Annotated in this window: 25 protein-coding genes; 13 read left to right on the forward strand and 12 right to left on the reverse strand. The window is 70.6% G+C overall.

The window, feature by feature from the left end:
• Positions 1–16: 16 nt before the first annotated feature.
• Genes C466_RS03770 through C466_RS03780 form a run of 3 tightly spaced genes read right to left on the reverse strand, consistent with a single transcriptional unit; the run spans position 17 to position 1,936 of the window.
• On the reverse strand, positions 17–682 hold the full coding sequence (locus tag C466_RS03770; protein WP_004595333.1) for a cytochrome c biogenesis protein CcdA: 666 nt from the start codon (positions 680–682) through the stop codon (positions 17–19).
• A 16-nt stretch (positions 683–698) separates the two neighbouring features.
• Positions 699–1,244 (reverse strand): TlpA family protein disulfide reductase, encoded by a 546-nt coding sequence (locus C466_RS03775; protein WP_004595332.1) that lies wholly within the window; start codon positions 1,242–1,244, stop codon positions 699–701.
• Positions 1,241–1,936 carry an SCO family protein gene (locus tag C466_RS03780; RefSeq protein WP_004595331.1) on the reverse strand — a complete coding sequence of 232 codons (696 nt, stop codon included), beginning with the start codon at positions 1,934–1,936 and terminating at the stop codon, positions 1,241–1,243. Before C466_RS03780 ends, C466_RS03775 begins: the two co-directional genes overlap by 4 nt.
• 209 nt (positions 1,937–2,145) lie before the next feature.
• Here C466_RS03780 and C466_RS03785 point away from each other — a divergent pair, with 209 nt between their 5' ends.
• Positions 2,146–2,352, forward strand: coding sequence for a cold-shock protein (locus C466_RS03785; protein ID WP_004595330.1), 207 nt, complete (start codon positions 2,146–2,148; stop codon positions 2,350–2,352).
• 177 nt (positions 2,353–2,529) lie between these two features.
• Complete coding sequence (gene radB / locus C466_RS03790) at positions 2,530–3,237, forward strand: DNA repair and recombination protein RadB (RefSeq protein WP_004595329.1); 708 nt, start codon at positions 2,530–2,532, stop codon at positions 3,235–3,237.
• Between the two features lie 149 nt (positions 3,238–3,386).
• Here radB and C466_RS03795 read toward each other — a convergent pair whose 3' ends face one another.
• Positions 3,387–4,526, reverse strand: coding sequence for a CBS domain-containing protein (locus C466_RS03795; protein ID WP_004595328.1), 1,140 nt, complete (start codon positions 4,524–4,526; stop codon positions 3,387–3,389).
• A 126-nt stretch (positions 4,527–4,652) separates the two neighbouring features.
• Between C466_RS03795 and C466_RS16885 the strand changes: the two genes are divergently transcribed.
• The 5 genes from C466_RS16885 (at position 4,653) to C466_RS03815 (ending at position 8,483) form a co-directional block, all read left to right on the forward strand.
• Positions 4,653–4,793 carry a hypothetical protein gene (locus C466_RS16885; RefSeq protein WP_159368571.1) on the forward strand — a complete coding sequence of 47 codons (141 nt, stop codon included), beginning with the start codon at positions 4,653–4,655 and terminating at the stop codon, positions 4,791–4,793.
• 100 nt (positions 4,794–4,893) lie between these two features.
• Positions 4,894–5,577 carry an HAD family hydrolase gene (locus C466_RS03800; protein WP_004595327.1) on the forward strand — a complete coding sequence of 228 codons (684 nt, stop codon included), beginning with the start codon at positions 4,894–4,896 and terminating at the stop codon, positions 5,575–5,577.
• Positions 5,578–5,647: 70 nt separating this feature from the next.
• Positions 5,648–6,406: a hypothetical protein gene (locus C466_RS03805; protein ID WP_004595326.1), complete on the forward strand. Its 759-nt coding sequence runs from the start codon at positions 5,648–5,650 to the stop codon at positions 6,404–6,406.
• 295 nt (positions 6,407–6,701) lie between these two features.
• Positions 6,702–7,496, forward strand: a complete 795-nt coding sequence (locus tag C466_RS03810; RefSeq protein ID WP_004595325.1) for an aldo/keto reductase — start codon at positions 6,702–6,704, stop codon at positions 7,494–7,496.
• Positions 7,497–7,589: 93 nt separating this feature from the next.
• Positions 7,590–8,483, forward strand: coding sequence for a bifunctional methylenetetrahydrofolate dehydrogenase/methenyltetrahydrofolate cyclohydrolase (locus tag C466_RS03815; RefSeq protein ID WP_004595324.1), 894 nt, complete (start codon positions 7,590–7,592; stop codon positions 8,481–8,483).
• Between the two features lie 616 nt (positions 8,484–9,099).
• On the opposite strand, the gene C466_RS03820 is transcribed toward C466_RS03815, so the two are convergent.
• Positions 9,100–10,548, reverse strand: coding sequence for a bifunctional metallophosphatase/5'-nucleotidase (locus C466_RS03820; protein WP_004595323.1), 1,449 nt, complete (start codon positions 10,546–10,548; stop codon positions 9,100–9,102).
• A 240-nt stretch (positions 10,549–10,788) separates the two neighbouring features.
• Here C466_RS03820 and rpl7ae point away from each other — a divergent pair, with 240 nt between their 5' ends.
• The 4 genes from rpl7ae to ndk are packed head-to-tail and all read left to right on the forward strand — an operon-like array spanning position 10,789 to position 12,056.
• Complete coding sequence (gene rpl7ae / locus C466_RS03825; protein WP_004595322.1) at positions 10,789–11,151, forward strand: 50S ribosomal protein L7Ae; 363 nt, start codon at positions 10,789–10,791, stop codon at positions 11,149–11,151.
• A gap of 6 nt (positions 11,152–11,157) precedes the next feature.
• A complete protein-coding gene (locus tag C466_RS03830; RefSeq protein ID WP_004595321.1) occupies positions 11,158–11,382 on the forward strand; it encodes a 30S ribosomal protein S28e in 225 nt (74 codons plus the stop codon).
• Positions 11,383–11,385: 3 nt separating this feature from the next.
• On the forward strand, positions 11,386–11,580 hold the full coding sequence (locus C466_RS03835; RefSeq protein ID WP_004595320.1) for a 50S ribosomal protein L24e: 195 nt from the start codon (positions 11,386–11,388) through the stop codon (positions 11,578–11,580).
• Positions 11,577–12,056 carry a nucleoside-diphosphate kinase gene (gene ndk / locus C466_RS03840; RefSeq protein ID WP_004595319.1) on the forward strand — a complete coding sequence of 160 codons (480 nt, stop codon included), beginning with the start codon at positions 11,577–11,579 and terminating at the stop codon, positions 12,054–12,056. The genes C466_RS03835 and ndk overlap by 4 nt, the downstream gene beginning before the upstream one ends.
• Before the next feature lie 167 nt (positions 12,057–12,223).
• Here the strand turns inward: ndk and C466_RS03845 are convergent, their stop codons facing one another.
• From C466_RS03845 to C466_RS03855, 4 genes are all read right to left on the reverse strand, one after another.
• A complete protein-coding gene (locus C466_RS03845) occupies positions 12,224–13,504 on the reverse strand; it encodes an outer membrane protein assembly factor BamB family protein (RefSeq protein WP_004595318.1) in 1,281 nt (426 codons plus the stop codon).
• 87 nt (positions 13,505–13,591) lie between these two features.
• Positions 13,592–14,335, reverse strand: a complete 744-nt coding sequence (locus C466_RS03850; RefSeq protein WP_004595317.1) for a carbonic anhydrase — start codon at positions 14,333–14,335, stop codon at positions 13,592–13,594.
• Positions 14,336–14,452: 117 nt separating this feature from the next.
• A complete protein-coding gene (locus tag C466_RS17435) occupies positions 14,453–14,587 on the reverse strand; it encodes a hypothetical protein (RefSeq protein WP_004595316.1) in 135 nt (44 codons plus the stop codon).
• Positions 14,588–14,656: 69 nt separating this feature from the next.
• Positions 14,657–16,327 carry an ABC transporter substrate-binding protein gene (locus C466_RS03855; protein WP_004599578.1) on the reverse strand — a complete coding sequence of 557 codons (1,671 nt, stop codon included), beginning with the start codon at positions 16,325–16,327 and terminating at the stop codon, positions 14,657–14,659.
• 140 nt (positions 16,328–16,467) lie between these two features.
• On the opposite strand from C466_RS03855, the gene phoU reads away from it, so the two are divergent.
• Positions 16,468–17,142, forward strand: coding sequence for a phosphate signaling complex protein PhoU (gene phoU, locus C466_RS03860; protein ID WP_004595314.1), 675 nt, complete (start codon positions 16,468–16,470; stop codon positions 17,140–17,142).
• 120 nt (positions 17,143–17,262) lie between these two features.
• The gene (locus C466_RS03865) at positions 17,263–17,607 is read left to right on the forward strand and encodes a hypothetical protein (protein WP_004595313.1); all 345 of its coding nucleotides are present in this window, start codon (positions 17,263–17,265) and stop codon (positions 17,605–17,607) included.
• A 37-nt stretch (positions 17,608–17,644) separates the two neighbouring features.
• Here C466_RS03865 and C466_RS03870 read toward each other — a convergent pair whose 3' ends face one another.
• From C466_RS03870 to C466_RS03880, 3 genes are all read right to left on the reverse strand, one after another.
• The gene (locus C466_RS03870) at positions 17,645–18,418 is read right to left on the reverse strand and encodes a ZIP family metal transporter (protein ID WP_004595312.1); all 774 of its coding nucleotides are present in this window, start codon (positions 18,416–18,418) and stop codon (positions 17,645–17,647) included.
• A 285-nt stretch (positions 18,419–18,703) separates the two neighbouring features.
• Positions 18,704–21,211, reverse strand: a complete 2,508-nt coding sequence (locus tag C466_RS03875) for a DUF2309 domain-containing protein (RefSeq protein WP_004595310.1) — start codon at positions 21,209–21,211, stop codon at positions 18,704–18,706.
• Positions 21,201–22,688 (reverse strand): proton-conducting transporter transmembrane domain-containing protein, encoded by a 1,488-nt coding sequence (locus C466_RS03880; RefSeq protein ID WP_004595309.1) that lies wholly within the window; start codon positions 22,686–22,688, stop codon positions 21,201–21,203. Before C466_RS03880 ends, C466_RS03875 begins: the two co-directional genes overlap by 11 nt.
• Between the last annotated feature and the right edge of the window lie 4 nt (positions 22,689–22,692).

A 22,692-nucleotide genomic window follows, 5' to 3' on the forward strand; every position in this document is an offset into this window, starting at 1 on the left:
ACACCGTCGCTCACGGTTAGTACACGACCAGCGAGAGGTACAGCTGTCCGATCCCCGCGACGATCATCACGGCGCCCGCGATCCGCTTCAGCAGTCCCGCGTGGTTCATCACCCGGTTGGCGTTGCTGACGAGACCGACGCCCGTCGCGACGGTCGTCGCGGCCATCAGGACGGCGACGGTTCCGGCGTAGACGCCGAGGAGGAGTACCGCCGTCTCGGACGGGAGCGCGATCGCCCGGGCGACGACGCTGAGAAACACCGGGGCCACACAGCCGGCGCCGGCCAGTGCGTACCCCGCGCCGAAGACGCCGAACCCGAACACGCTCGACCGCCGCTCCGGCAGCGGCACGGATATCGACGGCGCGCGCCCGGAGACCACGAGCAGTCCGAAGGCGATCAGCAGCCCGCCGACGAGCGTCTCGAACACCGTGATGTTCGACAGCGTCGAGTAGCCGATCCGGACGGTCGCGCCCGCGAGCAGCGCGAACGTCGCTAACACGCCGACCGCGGCCGCGATCCCTCGAGCCCCCGCCCCGACGACGGACGCGGAGTCGGCGTCGACGGAGTTCACGTAGAAGCCCACGTATCCCGGCAGGAGCGGGTACGCGCACGGCGAAAAGAACGTTGTCACACCCGCGGTCACGGCCAGCGGGACGTTTGTCGCAAGCGAGACGTCGGTCATGAGTCGGGTCGGCCCGTCATCCGTCGAGCGCCCGCCGGATACCCTCGACGAACTCCTCGGTGGTGTGGGTCCCGGACGTGGCCCAGCGGACGCGCCCGGAGGCGTCGACGGCGCGCGCGCTCGGGTAGCTTCCGACGTTGAGTCGCGCCGCGAGTTCGGCGGAGACGTCGGCGGCGACGAGCCAGTCACCGTCGTTCTCCCGCCACCAGTCGGCCACCGTCTCCTCGCTGACCGCCTCACCGACGGGCTCCGTCGTCACCGACACGAACAGCACCTCGTCGCCGATCCGATCGTGCGCCTCCGCGAGGGCCGGCATCTGCTCGGCGCAGGGCGGGCACCACGTCCCGAAGAAGTCGACGAACGTCGGTCGGTCCGGGGCGGGCAGCGTCACCTCGCCATCACGGCTCCCCGGCGCGTCGACCGTGTCGAGCGTTATCGGCTCGACGAGTTCGGGCGCGTCGCTGCCACCGAGCGCGTCCGGTACCCCGCCGGTCGCGACGGCGCCCGCACCGCCGAGGACGCCGACGCTCGCGAGCCCGGCCAGCAGGTGCCGTCGCCTCACGCCGTGACCACCCGTCGGAAGTCGTCGACGATCCGTTCCACGTCGGTGGCCGGCCCGCGCGGGTACGCGCGCTCGACGATCCCTCGCTTGTTGACGAGGAGGATGAGCCCGTAGTGCGGGAACGTGTACTCCAGGCTCTCGTAGTCGTTGTCGAACGCCTTCTGGATCTTGAGCCCGAACTCCTCGTCGAACAGCTCTTTGCCGCGCTCGTACGTCTCCGGACGGAGGAAGTGCCAGTTGCCGGCGTCGAGGTCGACGCCCCGCTGGTCAGCGTACTCCCGGAGGGCCTCGGCCGTGTCGCGCTCGGGGTCGAACGTGGTGGGGAGGAAGGCCGCCTCGTCCCCGAACCCCTCCTCGGCGGCGACCTCCTGCGCGCGCCGCAGACGGAGGATGAGGGCCGGACAGACGCCGTCGGGGCAGTTGGTGTAGAACATCGTCCACAGGAACGCGCGCTCGCCCTCGAACTGCGCCGTCGATATCTCCTCGCCCGAGATCGGGTCGGGGACGGTAAAATCGGGCATCTCGTCGCCTTGGATCGGGTGAACCGGGTCTCCCCGAGTCTGCTCGGGCGGACCCAGGACCGTTCCCTCGGGACCGGACTCGCCGAGGACGCCGGCGCAGCCTGCCGTAGCGGTCGCGCCGGCGGCGGCGCCGGTGGCGGCGAGCGAGCGGAGGAAGTGGCGGCGGTCCATTGTCGTTGGTCGACTTACGTGGTCGCTCGTAAATGAACCCCGCGGCTGGTTGCGCGCGCTGAACACGACCGGGAGCGTCGGAACGTCGGCCGAAGCGCCCCGAAACGAGCCGGTATTCGGCGTTTCTCGGATAGACGAACGTCCGGTACCCCCGTGGTACCGTGCCCCTCGCAAGGGTTATCCCCGAACGGGCTGTACGTTTATTCGCAATGGCAAACGGTAAGGTTGATTTCTTCAACGACACTGGCGGCTACGGTTTCATCTCGACTGACGACGGCGACCTCGACGACGACGAAGACGTGTTCTTCCACATGGAAGACGTCGGCGGCCCGGACCTCGAGGAGGGTCAGGAAGTGGAATTCGACATCGAATCGTCCCCCAAGGGACCCCGCGCGACGAACCTCGTCCGCAACTAACCCCCACGTAGCGGACGACGCGTCCGCACGCACTACCGGATTTCGGCTGTCGCTCGACGCGATCGACGCCTATCTCCGTTTCTCTCACACTTATTACGCCCCGACGAGCGACGGCGCTCGCCCGGACGGGTACCGCGATCGACCGTTTAAATACGAGCGCGAGCGAATCGCTCGGTAGTGAGCGATCCGATCCCGACCGGCTGTCGCCCGGTCGACGAGCTGTTGGGCGGCGGCTTCGAGCGCGGCGTCGTCACGCAGGTGTACGGGCCGCCGGCGGCGGGGAAGACGAACCTCGCGCTCGCCGCCGCGGTCGAGGTCGCGGGCGGCGGCGACCGCGCCCTCTACATCGACACCGAGGGGCTCTCCATCGACCGCTTCGAACAGATGGCCGAGGGGCGGCTCGAACGGGGAGACGGCGACGACTCCCTCGAGGAGCTCGCCTCGCGGCTCGTCATCTCGGAGGCGTACGACTTCGACGACCAGCGCGAGGCGGTCCGCGACGCGGAGGAGCTCGCCGAGGAGGTCGAGCTGATCGTGTTGGACTCCGCGACGGGCTTCTACCGGCTGGAGCGCGCCGGCGACACCGAGGGCGGCGAGTCGCTCCGCAAGGTCGCCAAGCAGGTGACGCACCTCCTCTCTCTGGCGCGGCGCCACGACGTCGCCGTCGTGATCACGAACCAGGTGTTCACGGACCCCGAGGGCGATCGCGACCGCGCGCTCGGCGGGAACACGCTGAACCACTGGACGGGCGCGATCCTCCGCGTCGACCGGTTCCGCGGCGGGAACCGCCGAGCGACCCTCGAAAAGCACCGGTCGAAGCCCGCCGGCGACACCGCGACGTTCCGGATCGTCGGCGACGGGCTCGCCGAGGGGACCGACGCCTGAGCGTCGCTGGCGACGAGTCGAAGCGTACGGCGGAGAAGACGGAGACGGCGACCGAAATCCTCGCAGCGACCGATCGAGGTCCGTCGACGGTATCGGCGAGCAGGTCGACGGCGTGAGGGGCCCGCTCGCCGGTTCGGGCGCTTACCGCCTCAGAGCTCGCCGAGCTTGCGGAGGAGCTGGCCGCGGTACTCCTCGTCGGCGTTGACGCCCTTGATCTCGAGGACGTTCCGCTCCAGCTTGTCGAGCGCGACGTGGAAGGCGTGTTCGGCGCCGTACCCCTCGCCGGAGCCGCCGACCTGGCCCTCGTTGGTTCGGAGGCGGATCTGACACTGGATCAGGGGCGTGCCGCGGAGCTTCTCCTTGTGCGCGTGGAGCCGGACGTGCGCGTGGATGACGTGCATGTCCGCGTACTTGTCCGCGACCTGCTCGATGGACTCGACGATGTGTTCGCGGGAGGTCCCCTCCAGCAGGTCGACGTTCGTGATCTGGACGTCCATCGAGTCCTGCTCGGTGAACGTGAGCGCGCGCAGCACGTCGGTCTTCGTCACCATCCCGGCGACGGTGTCCGCGCCCTCGGGCGTGACGACCAGCCCGGAGACGTCGTTGTCGAACATGCGCTGGACGACCGCTTGGGCCGTCTCGTCGTGCACCGCCGTGACGACGGGGCTCGACATGATGTCGTAGACGGGGATGTCGAGCATGCGGTCGATGTCGCCGGCGCGGTCGCCGCTGCCCTGACGCTCCTGGTCGCGGACGACGAACTCCACGATGTCGTTCGTGGTGACGACGCCGACGAGGCCGCCCTCGTCGTCCAAGACCGGGAGCCGGGAGACGCCGTTCTCGCGGAGGCGGTTGATCGCGCGGCCGACGCTCTCCGTCTCGCCGATACCGATCACGTCCTCGGTCGCGATCTGGCCGACGGTGATCGCGTCGAGGCTGTCGAGGACGGCCTCGAGGATCTGGTCGACCGTGACGATGCCGAAGAGCTTCTCGCCCTCGTAGACGGGCGCGATCTTCACGTCACCTTCGACGAGGAGCCGGGCGGTCTCGCGGACGTCCTCGTGGCGGTCGACCGAGGGCGCCGGCTTCATCACCGCCGACACCTTCGTGTCGTCCTCCATGCGCGAGCGCATGAGCTGCTTCTCGCCGACGACGCCGGCGTACTCGCCGTCCTCGACGACGACGATCCCCTTCGGGTTCTCTCGCTCGAAGATAGAACGGACCTTGGCGAGCCGCTCGTCGACGTCGACCTCGACGTATTCCGGGACCGCGATATCAGAGATGTTCATAGTCCAATCTGAGGGTTCGACGGGCCGGGTATTGAAAGTGCGGGAGTCGTCGCGCCCGCCGGCGGCCGTCGTCCGACCGTCGAAATCCGCCTGAAGGTATTTGGGCGCCGCGGACGAATTCGGGACGTGAAACTCTCGACCGCGCTGGCCGCCGTCGGCGTCGCGCTGATCGTGATCCCGCTGCCGGTGCCGATCCCCTTCGTCGGCGTGATCGTCGGCACGCTCGCGCTGCTCGCCGGGCTCTTCCTCCGGCTGTTCGGCGTGTGAGGCCGCCCGCTCGCCCCCGGATCGCAGCCCTCCCGGGGCGTGAGCCGCCGCGCTCCCGACGTGTGAAACCTTTTTGGCCGTTACCCACCCACAGCGATGCGTGTACGACGCCGTCGTCCTCGACAACGACGGGGTGTTGGTCGGGCGGACGCCGTTCGACACGCTCCGCGAGGCCGCCTGGGACGCGTTCGTGAGCCTCGGCGTCGAGGACCCGGACCTCGCGCACGTCGACGACGTCGCCGTCGGCGTCGACCCAGCGACGCTGACCGACATCTGCGAGCGCTACGGGGTCGACCCGGCGGAGTTCTGGCGGGTCAGAGACGAGACGGCGGCCGCGGCGCAGATCGACGCCGCCCGGAAGGGGCGGAAGACGCCGTACGACGACATCGACGCGCTCCGGGCGCTGGACGCCTCGCTCGGCGTCGTCTCCTCGAACCAGCAGGCGACCGTCGACGCACTCCTCGACCACTTCGGGCTGGCGGGCCGCTTCGAGGTCGCGTACGGCCGCGAGCCCTCGGTGGCGAGTCTCTCGCGCAAGAAGCCTTCGCCGTACTACATCGAGCGCGCCCTCGAGGACCTCGGCGCCGAGACGGCGCTGTTCGTCGGCGACAACGAGTCGGACGTTCGCGCCGCCGACAACGCCGGCATCGACTCCGCGTTCCTCCGGCGCCCCCACCGACGGTCGACGGAGCTCTCCTGTCACCCGACCTACGAGATCGACGACCTCCACGACCTCGTGAGCATCTGCGGGCGGGCGCCGGCCGATGCGGACGGAGAGGTCTGAGGTCGGCGGCCGAATCCGCGCCACCCGCCCCGACCAAAACGGGCATGTGGCCCGTCGCCGAAACGCGACCATGCCCTCGCCCTCCGCGACCCCGGCCACCGACCCAGACGCGCCGAACGTGCGGTCCGTCGTCGGCCGCTACCGCCGCGCCGAGCGCGCCGCCAGCTGGACTCTCGCGCTGATCGCCGTCGGCGCGTTCCTCGCGGCGGTCGCGGCGCTGTCGTTCTGGCCCGGCGCGGCCGTCGGCGCCGTCCTCCTCGTCGCGCTCCGGGTGCCCCTGTTCCGACGGCGCGGCTCGACCCGCCTCCGGACGGACGCGACGCCCGAGGCCGTCGTCCGCGAGTTCGCGACGGCGACGCCGCCGATCCTCGCGTTCCAGTGGGTCGTCGCCGACGAGGTTCGGCGCGACGGCGCGACCGACCCGACCGATTCCGTCGGCGAGGACGCGTCCGGGGCGGACGCGACCTACGAGTTCTCGTACCTCTTCGGACTCAAAACGGTCGAACTCGACCTCGCCGTGGACGTCGCCGAGGGGGACCTGCTCGCCGGTGACAGCGGGACCGACGAGTCCGAGAGCGCGTCAGACCGGCCACCGGTCGCGACCGTCGACATCGAGGGGACCGCCGGCGGGGAGCCGTGGGGGTCCTACGCGGTCGCGGTGCGCGAGGCGCCGGACGGCGGGAGCGTCGTCGACGTCGAGCTGCGGCCGACGCGTCGGTTCGGCCTCCGTCGGCTCCCGCAGGGGTGGGCCGCGGAGCGGTACTACGCCGAGGCGCTGGCAGCGCAGGGGTACGAGACCGTCGAGCGGACGGTCTCCGTGACGCGGTGACTCACGCGACGAGCTCCGTCTCGGGCGCGTCGACGACCCCTCAACCGATCCGGATCTCGGCGGGGGCGACGCGGACCCGCCCGCCGACCGTCGCGAACGACCACGTGCCGGTTCGGCTCATCTGGACCCCGCCGGATCGCGATCGCCCGACGCGGGAGGACACCGGGCTGAAGGGTTCGCTGCCATGGAGGGATTTCTGTCACACTGCCGCAACCGACTTAAATCCGCTCGCCGGGCGCGTCCGTGGACGGGACGAAGCCGGAGGCTTTTGCCCGACCGCGAGACAGGGTCGATCATGGAACTCCCGCCCGTCGGCCTCGGAACGATGGGGATCGACGACCCGGACGCGGTCGCGACCGCGCTCGCCGTCGGCTACCGCCACCTCGACACCGCGCGGATCTACGACAACGAGGCGGTCGTCGGCGAGGGGCTCGCCGCGGGGCTGGCCGGGGACGCCGGGGCCGCGGCCGAGGACCTCGACCGCGAGGACGTGACCGTCGCGACCAAGCTCTGGATCGACGACCTCGCGGCCGACGCCGTCGCGCCCGCGGCCCGCGAGAGCGCGGACCGGCTCGGGGTCGACGCGCTCGACCTGCTGTACGTCCACCGGCCGCGGGGCGACTACGATCCGGAGACAACCCTGTCGGCGCTGGACCGGCTGGTCGACGACGGCCTCGTACGGAACGTCGGCGTTTCGAACTTCGAGATCGCGGACCTCGACCGGGCGATCGACGTCCTCGGCCGGCCGCCCGCGGCGCACCAGACGGAGCTCCACCCGCTCTGTTATACCCCGGAGCTGCTCGATCACGCCCGCGAACACGGGTATCCGGTGGTCGCGTACTCGCCGCTCGCCGGTGGGCGGGTCCGGGAGGTCGACACCGTCGTGGAGGTCGCGGCCGCACACGGGACGACGCCCGAGGCGGTCGCGATCGCGTGGGCGACCGCGAAGGACCCCGTGACCGCGATCCCGAAGGCGTCGAGCGAGGCGCACCTCCGCGCGAACCTCTCGGCGGCCGAGCTCGAACTGACCGACTCGGAGGTCGCCGCGATCGACGCCGTCGAGCGCGAGGAGGAACTGTTCCCGGAGTAAACGATCCTCATACGTGGATCAAATTCGGGATGAGACGAGTTCGATGACCACGATCCCGAGTCATTTTTATCGCGGGGACGACGACGGTCGCACATGACAGAGATCATCGACGGGGAGGCGGTGGCGGCCGACGTGCGGGACGCGGTCGCCGACGAGGTGGCGCGGCTGGCCGACGCCGGCGTCGAGCCGGGGCTCGCCACGGTGCTGATGAGCGACGACCCGGCCAGCGAGACGTACGTCTCGATGAAACAGCGCGACTGCGAGGAGGTCGGCATCGAGAGCTTCCACGTCGAGATCGACGCCGACGCACCGGCCGAGGAGCTGTACGAGACGATCGACGACCTCAACGATCGCGACGACGTCCACGGGATCCTGGTCCAGCTTCCCCTCCCGGACCACGTGGACCAGCGGACCGTCCTCCGGCGGATCGACCCCGAGAAGGACGTGGACGGCTTCCACCCGGAGAACGTCGGGCGCCTCGTCGCGGGCGACGCCCGATTTAAACCCTGTACGCCGCACGGCGTCCAGAAGCTCCTCGACGCCTACGACGTGGAGACGGAGGGCGCCGACGCGGTCGTCGTCGGCCGCTCCGACATCGTCGGCAAGCCGATGGCGAACCTGCTGATCCAGAAGTCGCCGACCGGCAACGCGACGACGACGGTCTGTCACTCGCGCACCGAGGACTTGGAGGCGAAGCTGGCGGGCGCGGACCTCGTCGTCGCGGCCGCGGGCATCCCGGAGTTCGTCGACGGCTCGATGCTCAAGGAGGGCGCGACCGTGATCGATGTGGGGATAAATCGGGTGGACGCGGACACCGAGAAGGGGTACGAACTCGTCGGGGACGTGGACTACGAGTCGGCGAGCGAGGTGGCGGGGGCTATCACGCCCGTTCCCGGCGGCGTCGGGCCGATGACGCGCGCGATGCTCCTTTATAATACGGTGAAGGCTGCCGGCCTCCAGCGCGACGTCGACGTGAACCTGGACTGAGACTGAGAAGCTGCGGACTCGAACGGTTCGCTCGCGGTTGGTGTTTATAAATGGTCGAACAATCGTTTATATACTGTTGCTGCTAGATCGGCGGCGAACACCGCCGAAGCCCCAGCCGCTCGTTTATAAATAATTGATGACGGATCAACGACAGAGACCTCCAAAGCCCCAGTCGCGAGGACGCCGTACGCTCGCTGCGCTCCTCACTCGGTCCTCCGCTCCCTCGTTTCGGTGCTTACGTCGCCTACGGCGTCCTCGCGACTGCCCCTTTGATTCCCGCCCCACCGGAAGACGTTCCTGCTCGCTCCCTTCGGTCGCTGTGCGGGCTGCGGCTTCCGTGCTCCCGCTCGCTTCGCTCGCGGGNTCCCGCCCCACCGGAAGACGTTCCTGCTCGCTCCCTTCGGTCGCTGTGCGGGCTGCGGCTTCCGTGCTCCCGCTCGCTTCGCTCGCGGGAACGCACAGCAACCGCACCTCACGCCTCCCCAACCTCGTCAGTCGCCGTCGCTTCGCTCCGGCGACTGACTCCCTCGCGCGTGCTCCTCGCGCCCGTCGGGCGCTCGGAGGCACGCGCCACCGCGTCTGTTTATAAGTAAGCGGTCGCCGCCGCGACGCCCGTTCAGTCGTCGTCTGCCGCGACGGCGCGGTTCCGGATCTCGATCCGGTCTTCGATTTCTGGGTCGATGCCGTGTTCGCGGGCGTACGCCGCCAGCACCTCGTACTGGATGTCGGCCTCGTCGATCCGGTGGCGCTGGGCGAGCGTCGGGTACTCGTGTTCGGAGTGGAGCAGGTACTCCGAGACGGCGACCGTGTAGCGGGCGTCGGGGTCGATCGGCTCGCCGCCGACGGTGGCTTCGAGGATGAGTTCGGCGTCGTCGTCCCAGACGACGCGCGCGTTCGAGACGTGGCCGTGCCACCAGTGGTCCTCGCCGAAGTCCACGTCGGGCGCGGCCATCTCGCGGAACACGTCGTGAAGTTCCGCGCCGGTGACGGAGGCGAGCGCCACCGGCTCCTCGAACGGGATCAGGGAGATCAGGTCGGCCTTCGTCACGTCGCCCGCCCACGGGTAGCCCTGCCGGAGCCCGCCGGCGTTCGACAGCCCCACGTCGGCGTCGTGTATCCACCGGAACGCGTCCGCGACGAAGTTGCCGACGCGGCACTCCCCGCCGTGGACCACGTCGCCCGACCGCTCGATCGGCTCCTCGACGACGTCGACGGTCTCGTCGAGGTCGGCCGCGGCCATCCGCTCCGCGAGCGCGTCCGCGAGGTCGGGGGCGGGGTCGGCGCCGTCGGGCTCGTGGAGCGTCGCCGTCGGGGGATCGGCGTCGAGGTCGATTTCGCCCACCGTCTCCCCGTTGACGCCGGGCCGGACGAGCAGCGTGTCCGCGACGACCTCGTTCCGGCGGCTGTGGACGTGGCCGCCGAGTATCGCGTCGACGTCGAGCTCGCGCGCGAGATCGTCGTCGCCCGCGCCGAGGTGCGAGAGGACGACGACGTGATCGAGCGGGTCGGCGTCGGCCGCGTCCTCCTCGCTTCCCGAACCCGACCTCCCCTCCCCGCGCTCGGCGACCGCCGTACGCATCTCCGCGAGCGCGTCGCGCACGGCCGACACGGGGTCGTCGAACGAGAGGTCGGCGGCCATCGGGTTCAGCGAGTCCGTCGCGGGGTCGGTGACGCCGACGAACCCGACCGTCGCGCCGTCGACCTCGCGGGTCGCCCACGGGACGACGCCCTCGCCGCGGCCGAACGGCTCGCCGTCCTCGTCGCGGACGTTCGCGGAGACGAACGTCGCGGGCGAGTCGGCGACGAGGCCCCGGAGCGCGTCGGGACCGTAGTCGAACTCGTGGTTTCCGAACGTGTCGAGGACGGTGTCGGTCGCCTCGTAGAAGTCGAGGACCTGCCTCCCGGTCGCGACCAGCGAGAGGACGCCCGGTGCGGTCGTGTCGCCGGTGCCGACGACCGCGGCGTCGGGGCCCGAGAGCGCCCGGACCCGGCCGGCGAGGCGGGCCGCCCGCTCCGGGGCGTCGAAGACGTTCTCGATGTCGGAGTAGTGAACGAGACGGACCATTCGATACGCGAACGGAGGGGCGAGCCGGGCTTAAAAATCGCGGAGTTCGCCCACCGCTGCGGTCCCTCGGTCGTCGCCCCGTGATCCCCGCTCGCACACGCGCGGGTCATTGAAAGCGCTTTTATGGGTGTCCGGACTACCACGGGGCACAGCCTCTGTGGGGTCGATGATGTGCCGTTCCGTTAGGGACCGACCACGGGACGGACACGCGAGCCTACACGGAGGATAGGTGAACAACATATGCCCGTTTACGTAGACTACGACACCCCGGCGGACCTCGCGGAGCGATCCCTCGAAGCGCTCGAGGTCGCCCGAGACACCGGTACAGTAAAGAAAGGAACCAACGAGACCACCAAGGCCGTCGAGCGCGGCAACGCCGACCTGGTCATCGTCGCCGAGGACGTCTCCCCCGAGGAGATCGTGATGCACCTCCCCGAACTCGCCGAGGAGAAGGGGATCCCCGTCGCCTTCGTCGACACGCAGGACGAGGTCGGCCAGGCCGCCGGCCTCGAGGTCGGCTCGGCCGCCGCCGCCGTCGTCGACGCCGGCGACGCCGCCGACGACGTCGAGGACATCGGCGAGAAGGTCGCGGAGCTCCGATAACCACCCATGAGCGCAGAAGAGGGCACCGGCGACTCGACGACCGCGGAGGTCATCGAGGTCGTCGGCAAGACCGGGATGCACGGCGAGGCCATGCAGGTCAAGTGCCGCATCCAGGAGGGATCGAACCAGGGCCGGATCATCACCCGGAACGTCCTGGGTCCCGTCCGTCTGGGCGACGTGCTCCAGCTGCGGGAGACCCAGCGCGACGCCGACTCAATCGGAGGCCGATAACCAATGGTCGAGACACGTACCTGCGATTACAGCGGTGAGGAGATCGAGCCCGGCACGGGCACGATGTTCGTCAAGAAGGACGGCACCGTCCTCCACTTCGTCGACTCGAAGGCTGAGAAGAACTACTTCCTCGGCCGCGAGGCGCGCGACGTCGAGTGGACCGAGGAGGGCCACCGAGCCGGAGGCGACGAGCAGTGAGCCACCACGACGAGCGCACCTTCGTGATGGTGAAGCCAGACGGCGTCCAGCGCGGTCTCATCGGCGAGATCGTCTCTCGCTTCGAGGACCGCGGGCTCAAGCTCGTCGCCGGGAAGTTCATGCGGATTGACGACGACCTCGCCCACGAGCACTACGGCGAACACGAGGGCAAGCCGTTCTTCGACGGCCTCGTCGACTTCATCACCTCCGGCCCCGTCTTCGCGATGGTGTGGGAGGGCGCGGACGCGACCCGACAGGTCCGCGCGATGGTCGGCGAGACCGACCCCGCCGAGTCCGCCCCGGGCACGATCCGCGGCGACTTCGGCCTCGACCTCGGCCACAACGTGATCCACGCGTCGGACCACGAGGACGAGGGCGCCAACGAGCGCGAGATCGACCTGTTCTTCGACGACGAGGAGCTCGTCGACTACGACCTCGACACCTCGGCGTGGGTGTACGAGGACGAAGACCACTGACGCCGCGGCTCTCGGAACTTTCCACTTTTCGCTGCGCCCGACGCCCGCCGAGCCCTCGCTCAGTCGACACACCCCGTTTCCGGTGAATCACGCCCGGTAACTCGTCGCGGTCTCTCGGTTTCCGTGAGAGATCTGTTTATAAATCGACTGGGAACGACCCCGCCGTCTCAGGTGTCGACCGCGATCGCGGTCCCGTCGTCCGCGACCACGATCACCTCGTCGCCGCCGTCGCCCGTCACGTCGGCGAACAGGGGGCCGCCGTAGGCGACGACGTCGCCGGCGTCGCCCCGGGCGATCACCTCGCCGCTCTGGGTCATCGCGAGCACCCCGCCGGCCCGGTTGAGTACCACCGGCGCGCGCTCGCCGTTCCCGTCGACGTCCGCCATGCGCGGCTCGTTGACCCGAGTCGACGCGCCGTACTGCTGTTTCCAGACGACCTCGCCGTCGAGGAGGTCGACGGCCCACACGCTCCCGGAGCCGCCGACGTACACCCGCCCGGGGTCCGCGTCCCCGACGGCGATCGGGCGGTCCTGGAGCTTGACCTCGTACCGGTCCGACCCGTCGCTCGCCTCTACGGTCTCGATGGTCCCGCTTGCGCCGCCGAGCGCAAGCACCGGCCCGTCGCGGCTGTCCGCCGCGTTCCAGCTCAGCGGGTTCACGCTCGGCTCGGTCGTCCAGCGCGTGCCGCCGCTCGCGTCGAGCATGTGGACCGTCGCGGGGTCGCCCGCGGTCGTCAGCACGGCGAGCCCGCCCCGCTCGCCGGCCTCGGCGTCCGGCTCGACGACGAGCGGCCGGCGGTCGATCTCCCCAGCCAGCGAGGCCTCGGCGACCGGGTCCCCCTCGCCGTCGAGGACGCGAACCTCCCCGTCCGTCGTGACCGCGGCGACCTCGCGGCTCCCGTCGCCGGTGAGGTCGCCGATGGTCGGTCGGAGGCCGGCGGGGCCGCCGAGGTCGACCGCGAACCGCTCCGTCCCGTCCGCCGCGTCGAGGACGACGAGCTCGCCCGCCGCCGTCGTGAGCGCGACCACCGGGTCGCCGCCGAGGGTGCCCGCGGTGAGGCCGCTGACGGCGAGGGGATCGCCGCCGGCCCCGTCGGAGTCGTTCCCGCCGGCGTCCCCGTCGCCGCCACCGGTGCCGTCCCCGCCGCCGCGCTCCGCGTCCGGTCCGGAGACCGGAACTGTCCACGGCGTCTCGTCCGTCCCGGCGACCGTCGCGGTGACGACCCGCGACCCGTTCTCGACCGCGGGCCGGAGGAGGAGCGGGTCACCGTCGACGGTCGCGATCACGGCGCCGCTGCCGTCGTCGCCCGCGGCCGGCTCGGACTCCCACACGACCGTGGCCTCCGTCGTGGCGTCGTCGACGCCGACGAACGCGAACAGCGCCACGCCGACGCCAGTCGCGCCGCCGGCCAGCAGTATCAGCGTCGCGAACAGGACGCGTCGGTCCATTTGAATCCCCTTCGAGCGTCGCCGTGAAACGGTTGTCGGATGCGCACCCCGGCCCCCGGCGCTCGGGATCCGCGCCGGGAGGCGGTCCTACCGCTCCAGCAGCGTCGCCACGTGGTCGGCGTGCGCCTCGCCGACGAGGTCGCAAAGCGTTGCGGGATCGCGCTCGCCGTCGGCGTTCACCAGGTAGACGGCGCCGTCGCGGTCGCCGTAGACGCCGTGGAGGTCGTAGACGAACCCGTAGACGGTCGCGTCCGCCGCCTCCTCGCTCTCTCGGGCGAACGCGACCTGCTCGTGGACGTTGTACTCGACGAGGCGGTCGCGGACCGAGGTATCGGCATCGTTGTCCGCGTTCTCGTCGCCCGCGCGGTCGCCAGCGACGTCGCCCCCCTCACCGACCACGGCCGGGTCGGTCAGCCCGGCCTCGACGATCGGTAACAGCGCCTCGACGTCGGCGCGGACGCCCGGTTCGGCCGGGAATTCACCGGTGCGAGCCGCCGTGAGCGCGGCGTCGACCGCGCCGCAGCCGGTGTGGCCGACCACGGCGAGGACCTCGGTGTGGGTGTGCCCGAGCGGGTACGCCACGCTCCCGTCGAGGACGCGCTCGCCGTCGACGAGGGCGCTCACGCTGTTGCCGATGGCCCCGGAGGTGAAGAGGAACCCCGGCTCCTCGACGGCGAACATCCCCTCCTGGGAGACGCGCGAGTCGGAACAGCAGACGGAGACCACGCCGGGTCGCTGGCCGTCGCGCTGCCGGTCGAAGGAGCCGGACGGGAGCGCGGCGACGTGGTCGTCGTTGCGGTCGAGGAGGTCGACGAGTATCCCGCGGTGCATATCGTCCCGACCCGCCGGAGAAACAAAAAACGCCGTGGCCGCTGGGTGGCTCTCCGCGAGAGCGCCCGCCTCGCCGGCGGCGGAATCGCGGGGTTCCGCCGCCGAAACGGGGGCTCGTCAGGCGACGAGTCCGACCGCCGCGACCAGGAACCCGACGACGAATATCGCGAGGAGCGCGACCGTCGCGACCACGACCGCGGGTGCGAGCGCCTCCTCGTTCTCGTCGAAGACGAAGTCTTCCATGTTCTGCATGTCCGAGGCCTCGTCGCGGCGGGGTTTGAACGCTTCGACCGAGGCCGCGCTACCCGCCGAACCGGTCCGTCACTGGTCGAGCCAGACGTTGTTGTAGTCGCTCAGGGCCCGCGGGTTGTACTGCGAGCGCGGGTGGGCGACGAAGTCCTCGACGTAGTCGCGGACGCCGATGGAGACGCGCAGGCTGTAGCTGGGCAGGTGGACCCGGTCTTCGAGCACCGTCGGAATGATCGACTCGTACAGTTCGCGCCGCTCGTCGATGTCGCTGGCGCGTCGGGCCTCGATGATGTCGGCCATGAGGTCGTCGTTCTCGTAGTAGGTCCCGTTGGTGGCGCCGATCTGGCCGTCGTGGAACAGGTTGTACACGTACGAGTCCGGGTCCGGGCCGCCGAGCCACCCCAGCGCGTACATGTTGTAGTCGTCCTCGTCGCCGGTGTCGTACGTGTCGAGGAACGTCCCCCAGTCGTACCGGCGCACCTCCGCGTCGTAGCCGGCCTCGTTCAGGCCGTTCGAGACCGATATCCCGATCTGTTCCCGGAGGTCGTCCGGCGGCACGATGATACGGAAGTTGTAGTCCTCGGGCACGCCCGCCTCCGAGAGCAACTCCGCGGCGCGGTCGACGTCGCGGTCGTGGCCGATGTCCGCCCACTCGTCGGTCGGGAAGTCCCACGAGTCGGCGACCGGGAGCGGCACCGGCGCGTAGTTGCGCTCGCCGGCCGGCTCGATGAAGTTCGAGACCGCCTGGTCCATCGAGACGGCGTAGTCGATCGCCTCGCGGACCTGCGGGTCCGCGGTTGGCCCCTCGTTACAGTTGAACGCGATGTAGTAGTAGGAGATGCCGGGCTCCGACTGGAGCGACATGTTGTCCGCGCTCTGGACCGTCTCCCACGTCTGGGGCGTGATCCCGTCCGCGACGTCCGACTGACCGGTCTCCAGCGAGACGACGCGCGTCGTGCTCTCCGCGACCGGCTCGAACCGGAGCCGGTTCAGGTGCGGCAGCGTGTCGCCCCAGTAGTCGTCCCACTTCTCCAAGTCGACGTAGTTGCCTTCCTTCCAATCGACGAACTCGAACGGTCCCGACCCGAACGGATCCTCGAGGTTGAACGCGTACTTGTCCTCCTCGCGGACCGACTTGGGAACCACGTTCCGCGTCAGCGCGAGCGTGTAGAAGGGGCCGTACCCGTACTGGAGGTCGATCTGGACGGTCCGGTCGTCGACGACCTCGATCGCGTCGATCATCTCGACGTCCGGCGCGTTGGCGGTCTCCTCCTCGACCGGCGCGAGCAGCGAGTACCTGACGTCCTCGGCGGTGACCGGGTCCCCGTTCTGGAAGCGCGGCCCGTCGCGCAGCTCCACGACGTACCGCGTCCCGTCGCGTTCGACGGTCGGCTCCTCGCTCGCGAGGTGCGGAACCGGGTCCGTCCGCTCGTCGTAGGCGTACAGCGGCTCGAACACCTGCGAACACACCTGTTGCGAGTAGATGTCGTTGACGACGATCGGGTCGAACTCGATCGGCGACACCTGCTGTGAGTACACCAACTCGCCGCCGCTGACGGGCTGCCCCTCGCCCCCGCCCCCGTCGTCGGTCCCGTTGCCGTCGGTTCCGCCGGTTCCGTCTCCGGCCGTTCCGTTCCCGTCGTCGGAGCCGCGGCCGGCGCACCCGGCGATGGCCCCCGCCGTCACTCCGGTCGCGACGCCGCGGAGCACGCGCCGCCGCGACCGGTCGAGTTCACGTGACATGGGACGGCGTTTCTCCCCTGTATATAAATCAACGCACACACGGGCAGCGTTCGATCCTACGTCGGACAACCGGAGACAATCTCCGCCACTTCGCCGTTGCCGACGTGTTTTTGTGCGTCGGGCGAGGCGGATCTGCCAAGATGCCACGCGAACAGTACCAGACGAAGCTGGAGGGACTCCGCGACGACGTCCTCTACATGAGCGAAGTGGTCGCCGAGCGCCTCCGCATGGGGCTCGACGCCCTCGAACGGCAAGACGCGGAGCTGGGCGAGGAAGTGATCGCCGGCGACGCCGAGATCAACGACCTCTACCTCGAACTGGAAGGGCAGTGCACTGATCTCATCGCGCTCCAGCAGCCGGTCGCGGGCGACCTGCGATTCATCGCGGCGTCGTTCAAGATCATCACCGACCTCGAACGGATCGCGGACCTCGCGACGAACCTCGGGGAGTACGCCAAGCGGGCGGACCGCGAGGTGTTCCCCGACGTGGACGTCCAGCGCATCGGCGACGACACGCTGGCGATGCTCCAGGAGGCGATGGACGCGTACGCGGAGTCGGACTCCGAGCGGTGTTACGCCGTCGCGGAGTCGGACGACGAGCTCGACGCCGCCTGCGAGGCCGCGAGCGAACTCGTCGTCCGCGACCTCATCGAGCGCGACGAGCTCCGCGAAGAGGAGGACGTGGAGGCGACGATGCGGAACGTCTCGCGGCTCCTGCTCACGATCCGCGACCTCGAACGCGTCGGCGACCACGCGGTCAACATCGCCGCCCGGTCGCTGTACATGATCGAGAACGACGACGAGCTGCTGTACTGAGCGAGAACCGCGGCCCGTCCGAGCGGCGAGGACTCGCCGCGCCGGCGGCCCGTCCACGACTTGTCACCGAGCGAGACGCTGCCCCCGCGTTATATCCCTCCGACCCGAGACGGCGCACACATGGTTCTCGGAGCTATCGTCTCGTTCGTCGTCGCGCTGTTGGTCGGTGGACTGGGCATATACGTCAGCGGACGCGTCGTCGCGGGCGTCGACGACTACTCGCACGCGGTGGTCACGGCGCTGCTCGGCGCCCTCGCGTGGGCGATCGGATCGCTGATCCCGCTGATCGGGTCGGTGGTCGCGCTGGTCGCGTGGGTGTGGGTCATCAAGTGGCGCTACCCCGGCGGCTGGAAGGACGCCGCGGTCATGGGGCTCGTCGCGTGGGCGGCCGCGCTGGTCGTCATCGCCGTCCTGAACGGCGTTCTCGGCCTCGGAATCAGCGCGTTCGGCGTCCCCGGCGTGTGAACCGCTCGTCGCGGCGCCGGCGGCGACGCGGTGCGCGTCAGACCGCGACCCACCACGCCGCGGCGACCGCGACGCCGCCGAGGATCGAGCTCAGGACGGCGTGTCGGCGGAGCCGGTCCCGGAGCCGGTGGCCGTCGGCGTCGTGGTCCGCGGCGCCGACGGGGCACGTCTCGCTCCCGGTGGTACACTCCGGCAGCAGATCGACGGCGACGTGAAGGAACACGCCGGCGGCGATGCCGAAAAGGAGCCCGCGAAGCCCGCTCTCCGGCGAAAGCCCGACGATACCGACCGGGAGGGCCACGATGCCGACCGCCGCCGCGGGCAACAGCAGGGTGACGACCGAATGCCCCCGCTCGGCGAGCCGACGGGCCGCGGCGTACCCGGCGGGCGCCTTGTGCGAGACGAGCGCGACCCCGAGGACGGAGGTGAGCGAGGGCATCGCCGTGTAGATCGCGCCGATGATCGCACCGGCCGCGAGCGCGTGAACCGTCAGCTCGGCCGTCGTTCGATCGACGGGTAGCTCCAGATGGGTGAACCGGTGTCCGACCGTGTGTCCGGCGTACCCACCCAGGAAGCCGACCGCTATGCCGAGGCTGCCGAGTCGGCCGTGCTGGCCGAGCGCCTGTGGGATCAGGAAGAGCGCGGCGCTTGTCACCATCGCGCCGCTGGCCAGCCCGTACCCCCAGACCGGCTCCAAGGGGTGGTTGCTCCGCACCGCACGCGCTCCGAGCGGTGCGCCGACGGCCATCGCCGCGAACGCGGTCCAAGAGACCGCCACGAGCTTCCAGTTAACCCCGTCGGCTATCGCCACCACCGACAGGAGTACCAGTGCTATCAGTCCGGTCGCTCCGACGGCTCGTTCACGGCCGGCCGTCGGTCGGTCCGTCGCAGCTCGGGAGAGACGTTCTCCGGTCACTATTGTACAGTAATAACTAAACCACCTAAATTAATAAAACTTCGGCGCGTCCTCGGAGCGGACGTGGACCCGCGGCTACGGACCACGAGACCGACCGTATCGGTGTTTTGAACGCGTTTAAACTGTCGGACTCGGCGCGAGGGGTACCGGCGGCGCACCCTCGTCGAGCGGGCTGTGACCTCAGTCGTCCGCCACGGCGGGGGCCGTGCGCGGCTCCGCGTGCGATTCGGCCGCTTCGGGAACCGGCGCCCACGCCAGTTCCTCCTCGTACTCGAAGGCGCGGTGGTCGCGCGTCGGGTCGACGACCGTCAGCGAGAGCCAGTCGTTGTCCAGCAGGCCGGTCACCGCCTCGTTGTCGGCCAAGACCTCCGTGACGCGGTCGACCGGCGCGTGGACGACCGTCGAGAGCCGGAGCGGCTGGTGGTACGGCTCGCCGGCGGCGGCCTTGACCGACTGGAGCGGGAGGCCCGTCATGAGGTCGCCGCCGTTGCCCTGGTAGACGCCGACGTTGCCGACGGGATTGTGGGTCGCCTTCGACCCGCTCCCGTACGCCGCGTTGTCGACCGTCGAGAAGTAGTACTGCGCGTTGATCCACTGCGTGACGACCATCGGGCCGGTCAGGATCGCTTCGAGCGCGTCGCCGTCCGGATCGGTCGACCAGTCGTATGAGTGGAGGAAGACGCGCCCGTCGAGGTCGAGGCCGCTCGTCAGCTCGCGGGGACCGACGACGAAGCCGGCGTTGCCCGCCAGCCCCCACTCGGGGCGCGTCTCGGCCCAGTCGGCGGCGCGCCGCTCGGTCTCGCGGACGGCCGACTCCTCGGCCTCTTGCCCGGTGCGCTCGCGTGCGGCGCGCCCGCGAGCGGCGTCGAGGTCCGCGCGCAACCGTTCGAGGTCTGCGGCGTGCGAGTCCGGCACGTCGCCGTCGTACAGCTCGATCTCGTCGGTCGTGGTGTTGTGTTCGGCCGCGAGGAAGACGGTGTCGTCGGGCACGTCGATCCCGCGCTCGCGCAGCCCCGCCCTCACCTCCGAGTCGTTACAGATCGCGGCGAGCGCGCGGGCGTTCGGGCCGCCCGGGTTGCCGGCGCAGGCGCCGCAGTCGAGGCTGGAGTCGTAGGGGTTGTTCGCCGTCTCGGCCGCGTGGCCCGCGAAGACGACGAGGCGACCGAACGCCTCCCACCCCATCAGCTCGAACGCGGTCGCGGCGTACTCGACCCGCTCGTCGCGGGTCAGTCCCGTCGGAAGCCCCTCATTGGAGGCGTCGTGCTCGTGGACGCCGGGCTCGCAGAACTCGTGGTCGTCGGGCACCGCGTCGTCGGCGCCGGCGAGCAGGTCGCGCACCCGGCCGGGCACGAGCGTGCGCGCCGCGAGCGCGAGGCCGTACCCGCTCCCGGCGCCCTCGACGAAGCTGAACGCGGTGGCGGGGTTCGACCGCAGCGTCTGGACCACCTCGCCGGCGGCCTCGCGGAGGTCGGCCCAGCGGTCGCGGCTCGCCCGCGCGTCGTCGTCGCCCGGGACCTCGGAGACGCGGTGTTGCGGGTCGACGATCGGTGGACACGCCTCGACGGACACGTCGGTGTCGTACCCGGTGTACTCCATCGGGACGCCGAAGAAGCCGGCGTACCCGTGCGTCTCGTAGTCGCCGGTCGCCTCGACGTGCCGGCGGATCACCTCCGAGCGGGTGTCGATACAGAAGACCAGCTGGGCGTCCGGGCGACCCGACGCGCCGCCGTCGGCGCGGCCCCCGTCCTTCCCACGTGCTTCGCTCCCCCGGTCGCGCGCCTCGCCCTCGGCGGCGACCCGCTCCACGAGCCCGTCGCGGTAGGTCGCCTCCCACGCGCTCAGAAACGCGTCGGCGATCTCGTCGCTCGGTTCGACCGCCGGCCCGTCGGACTCCTCCGGCGGCGAGAGATCGACCCCGAAGGCGTCCGCCAGCGCCAGCCGCGCCGCGAGGTACCCCGCAGGCGTGATCGGGTACGCGGACTGCCACGCGCCGCCGTCCTCGGCGCGCTGCGTGAGCAGGCCGGTCCACCCGGGGAGCGCGGCGAACTGCGCCTCGAAGACGGCCTCCCAGCGGTCGCGGGGATACGGGGCCAGCGCGGCCTCGATCGCCTCGATCGGCGACGCCGGCAGGTCGGCGGCGAGTCCCGTATTCGGAATTTCGTCGTCGTACGCGGCCACCGAGCGGAACGCCTCGTAGAACCCCGCCTCGCGGTTCGGCATCGCCCACTCCGCCCGCCCCTCGTCGAGGAACGCCGACAGCCACTTCGTCAGCACGCGGTCGACGCGCTCGGCGGCGGGGGCCGCCCCTTCCGTCCCGCCGGCCCCGCCCGACTCGTCCGTCTCCTCGGCGGTCTCCAGCCGCTCCAGCAGGGCCTCGGGGTCGGCATCGTAGCCCCGGTCGGTCAGTTCCGCGTCGAGCAGTTCGGGGGCGATCCGTCCCTCGTCGAGGGCCGCCCGGAACGTCTTCGCGCGCGGGTAGCCGCGGCCGCCGAGGAGGCCCGCCGCCCGGCTCACCGCCTCGTCGAACGGCCGGTCCTCGAAGCCGGCGAGGGGGTTCGCGGTCACGAACGAGTGGACCGGCCAGACCGAGCCGACGGCGGTCGCGGCCGCGTCGATCTCGTCTTCGACCGTGTTTCCGTCGCGTCCTGTTGCGTCGGCGTCGTCTCCGGTGGTGGATTCAGCGTTCATCGTACTCCTCCGTGGCGGTCAGGACGGTGTCTGGTGCGGGTTGCCCCGCGTTCGTGAGCGCGACGTAGAGGCGCTCGCTCCGCTCGTGGACGCCGGTCTCGATCCCGACGTACGCGGCGAGGAAGGCGACGGCGACGAGCGCGTGGAGCGCGGTCAGCTCTGTCGGGGCAGAGACGAGCGGCAGCCCGGCGAGCAGCCCCGAGACGGCCCTGTACGCGAGCGCGTACACGGCGATCGCGGGGAGCGCGACCAGCGGGACCGCCCCGTAGCGGGCCGCCGTCGAGAGGCCGGTCCGGCGGACGGCGCTCCGGGCCGCGTGGAGCGTCGTGAGCGTCACGAACCCCGCGAGCAGCAGCCCGCTGTCGACGCTCGTCCCCTTCCCCGTCAGGAGCGCGAACGTCGCGCCGCCCGCGACTCCGGTCGCCAGCACGACGACCGCGCCGGCGACGCCCGTTCCGTCGGGCTCGTGTCCGTCCTCGCTCGGGGCCGCGTGCTCGACCTCGTCACCCGCGCTCAGGAAGTGGTACGCCTTGTAGAAGCCGTGTAAGACGAGGTGCGTGACGGCGGCGGCGAAGAAGCCGAGCCCGGCCTGGACGATCATGAAGCCCATCTGGCCGACCGTCGAACAGCCCAGTTCGCCCTTGACGTCCGACCGAACGGTTTTGAGCAGCTTTCCGGCCAGCGCGCTCGCGGCGCCGACGACCACGATAGCGAGCATGAGCCCGGTCTCGACGGTCACGACCGGCGCGAAGCGGGTCAACAGGATGCCGCCCGCGTTGACGAACCCGGCGTGCATCAGCGCCGACGCCGGCGTGGGGGCGGTCATCGAGGAGAGCAGCCAGCCGTGGAACGGGACGAGCGCCGACTGGATCATCGCCGCGAGGACGAGCGCTGCGCCGGCGACGAGCCACGCGGGCCCGCCGAGGGCGTCGGCGCCCGCGGCGATACCGGAGACAGTCGTCGCGCCGGTCGCCCACCACAGCGCCGTCACGGCGACGCCGAGCAGCGCGCTGCTGGCGAGGAAGTACCGGCGGGCGACGCTCGCGGCGGCCCGGGCCTGCGGCCAGCCGTCGACGGTGCCGATGAGCCGGGCCATCAGGAGCCCCATCGCCAGCCAAAAGCACCAGAACAGCGCGACGTGGTCGGCCGCGACGAGCGCCATCACGGCGAGCGTGAACCCGAAGACCCCGAGGAAGAAGTCGGTCTCGTGGGCGCTCCCCGCCATGTAGCGGCGCGAGTAGCTGTGGACGATCCCGCTGAAGAACGTCGCGACGACCCACAGCAGGACGGTCAGCCCGTCGACGGCGACGGCGCCGGGGATCTCCCACGGCCCCCCGAGTCGGACGTGGGCGACGAGCGCGGCGACGCTCGCGGCGAACAGCGTCCACGCGAGCCGCGTTAGTGCGACGGGAGCGGCCGACGACTCGGCCGTCTCCCGGAGCGCTCCGACCGTCGGTTTCGAGGTGCGTCCTGACATCGTT

It is taken from the genome of Halorubrum distributum JCM 10118 (assembly GCF_000337335.1).
GTDB classification, from domain to species: domain Archaea; phylum Halobacteriota; class Halobacteria; order Halobacteriales; family Haloferacaceae; genus Halorubrum; species Halorubrum distributum.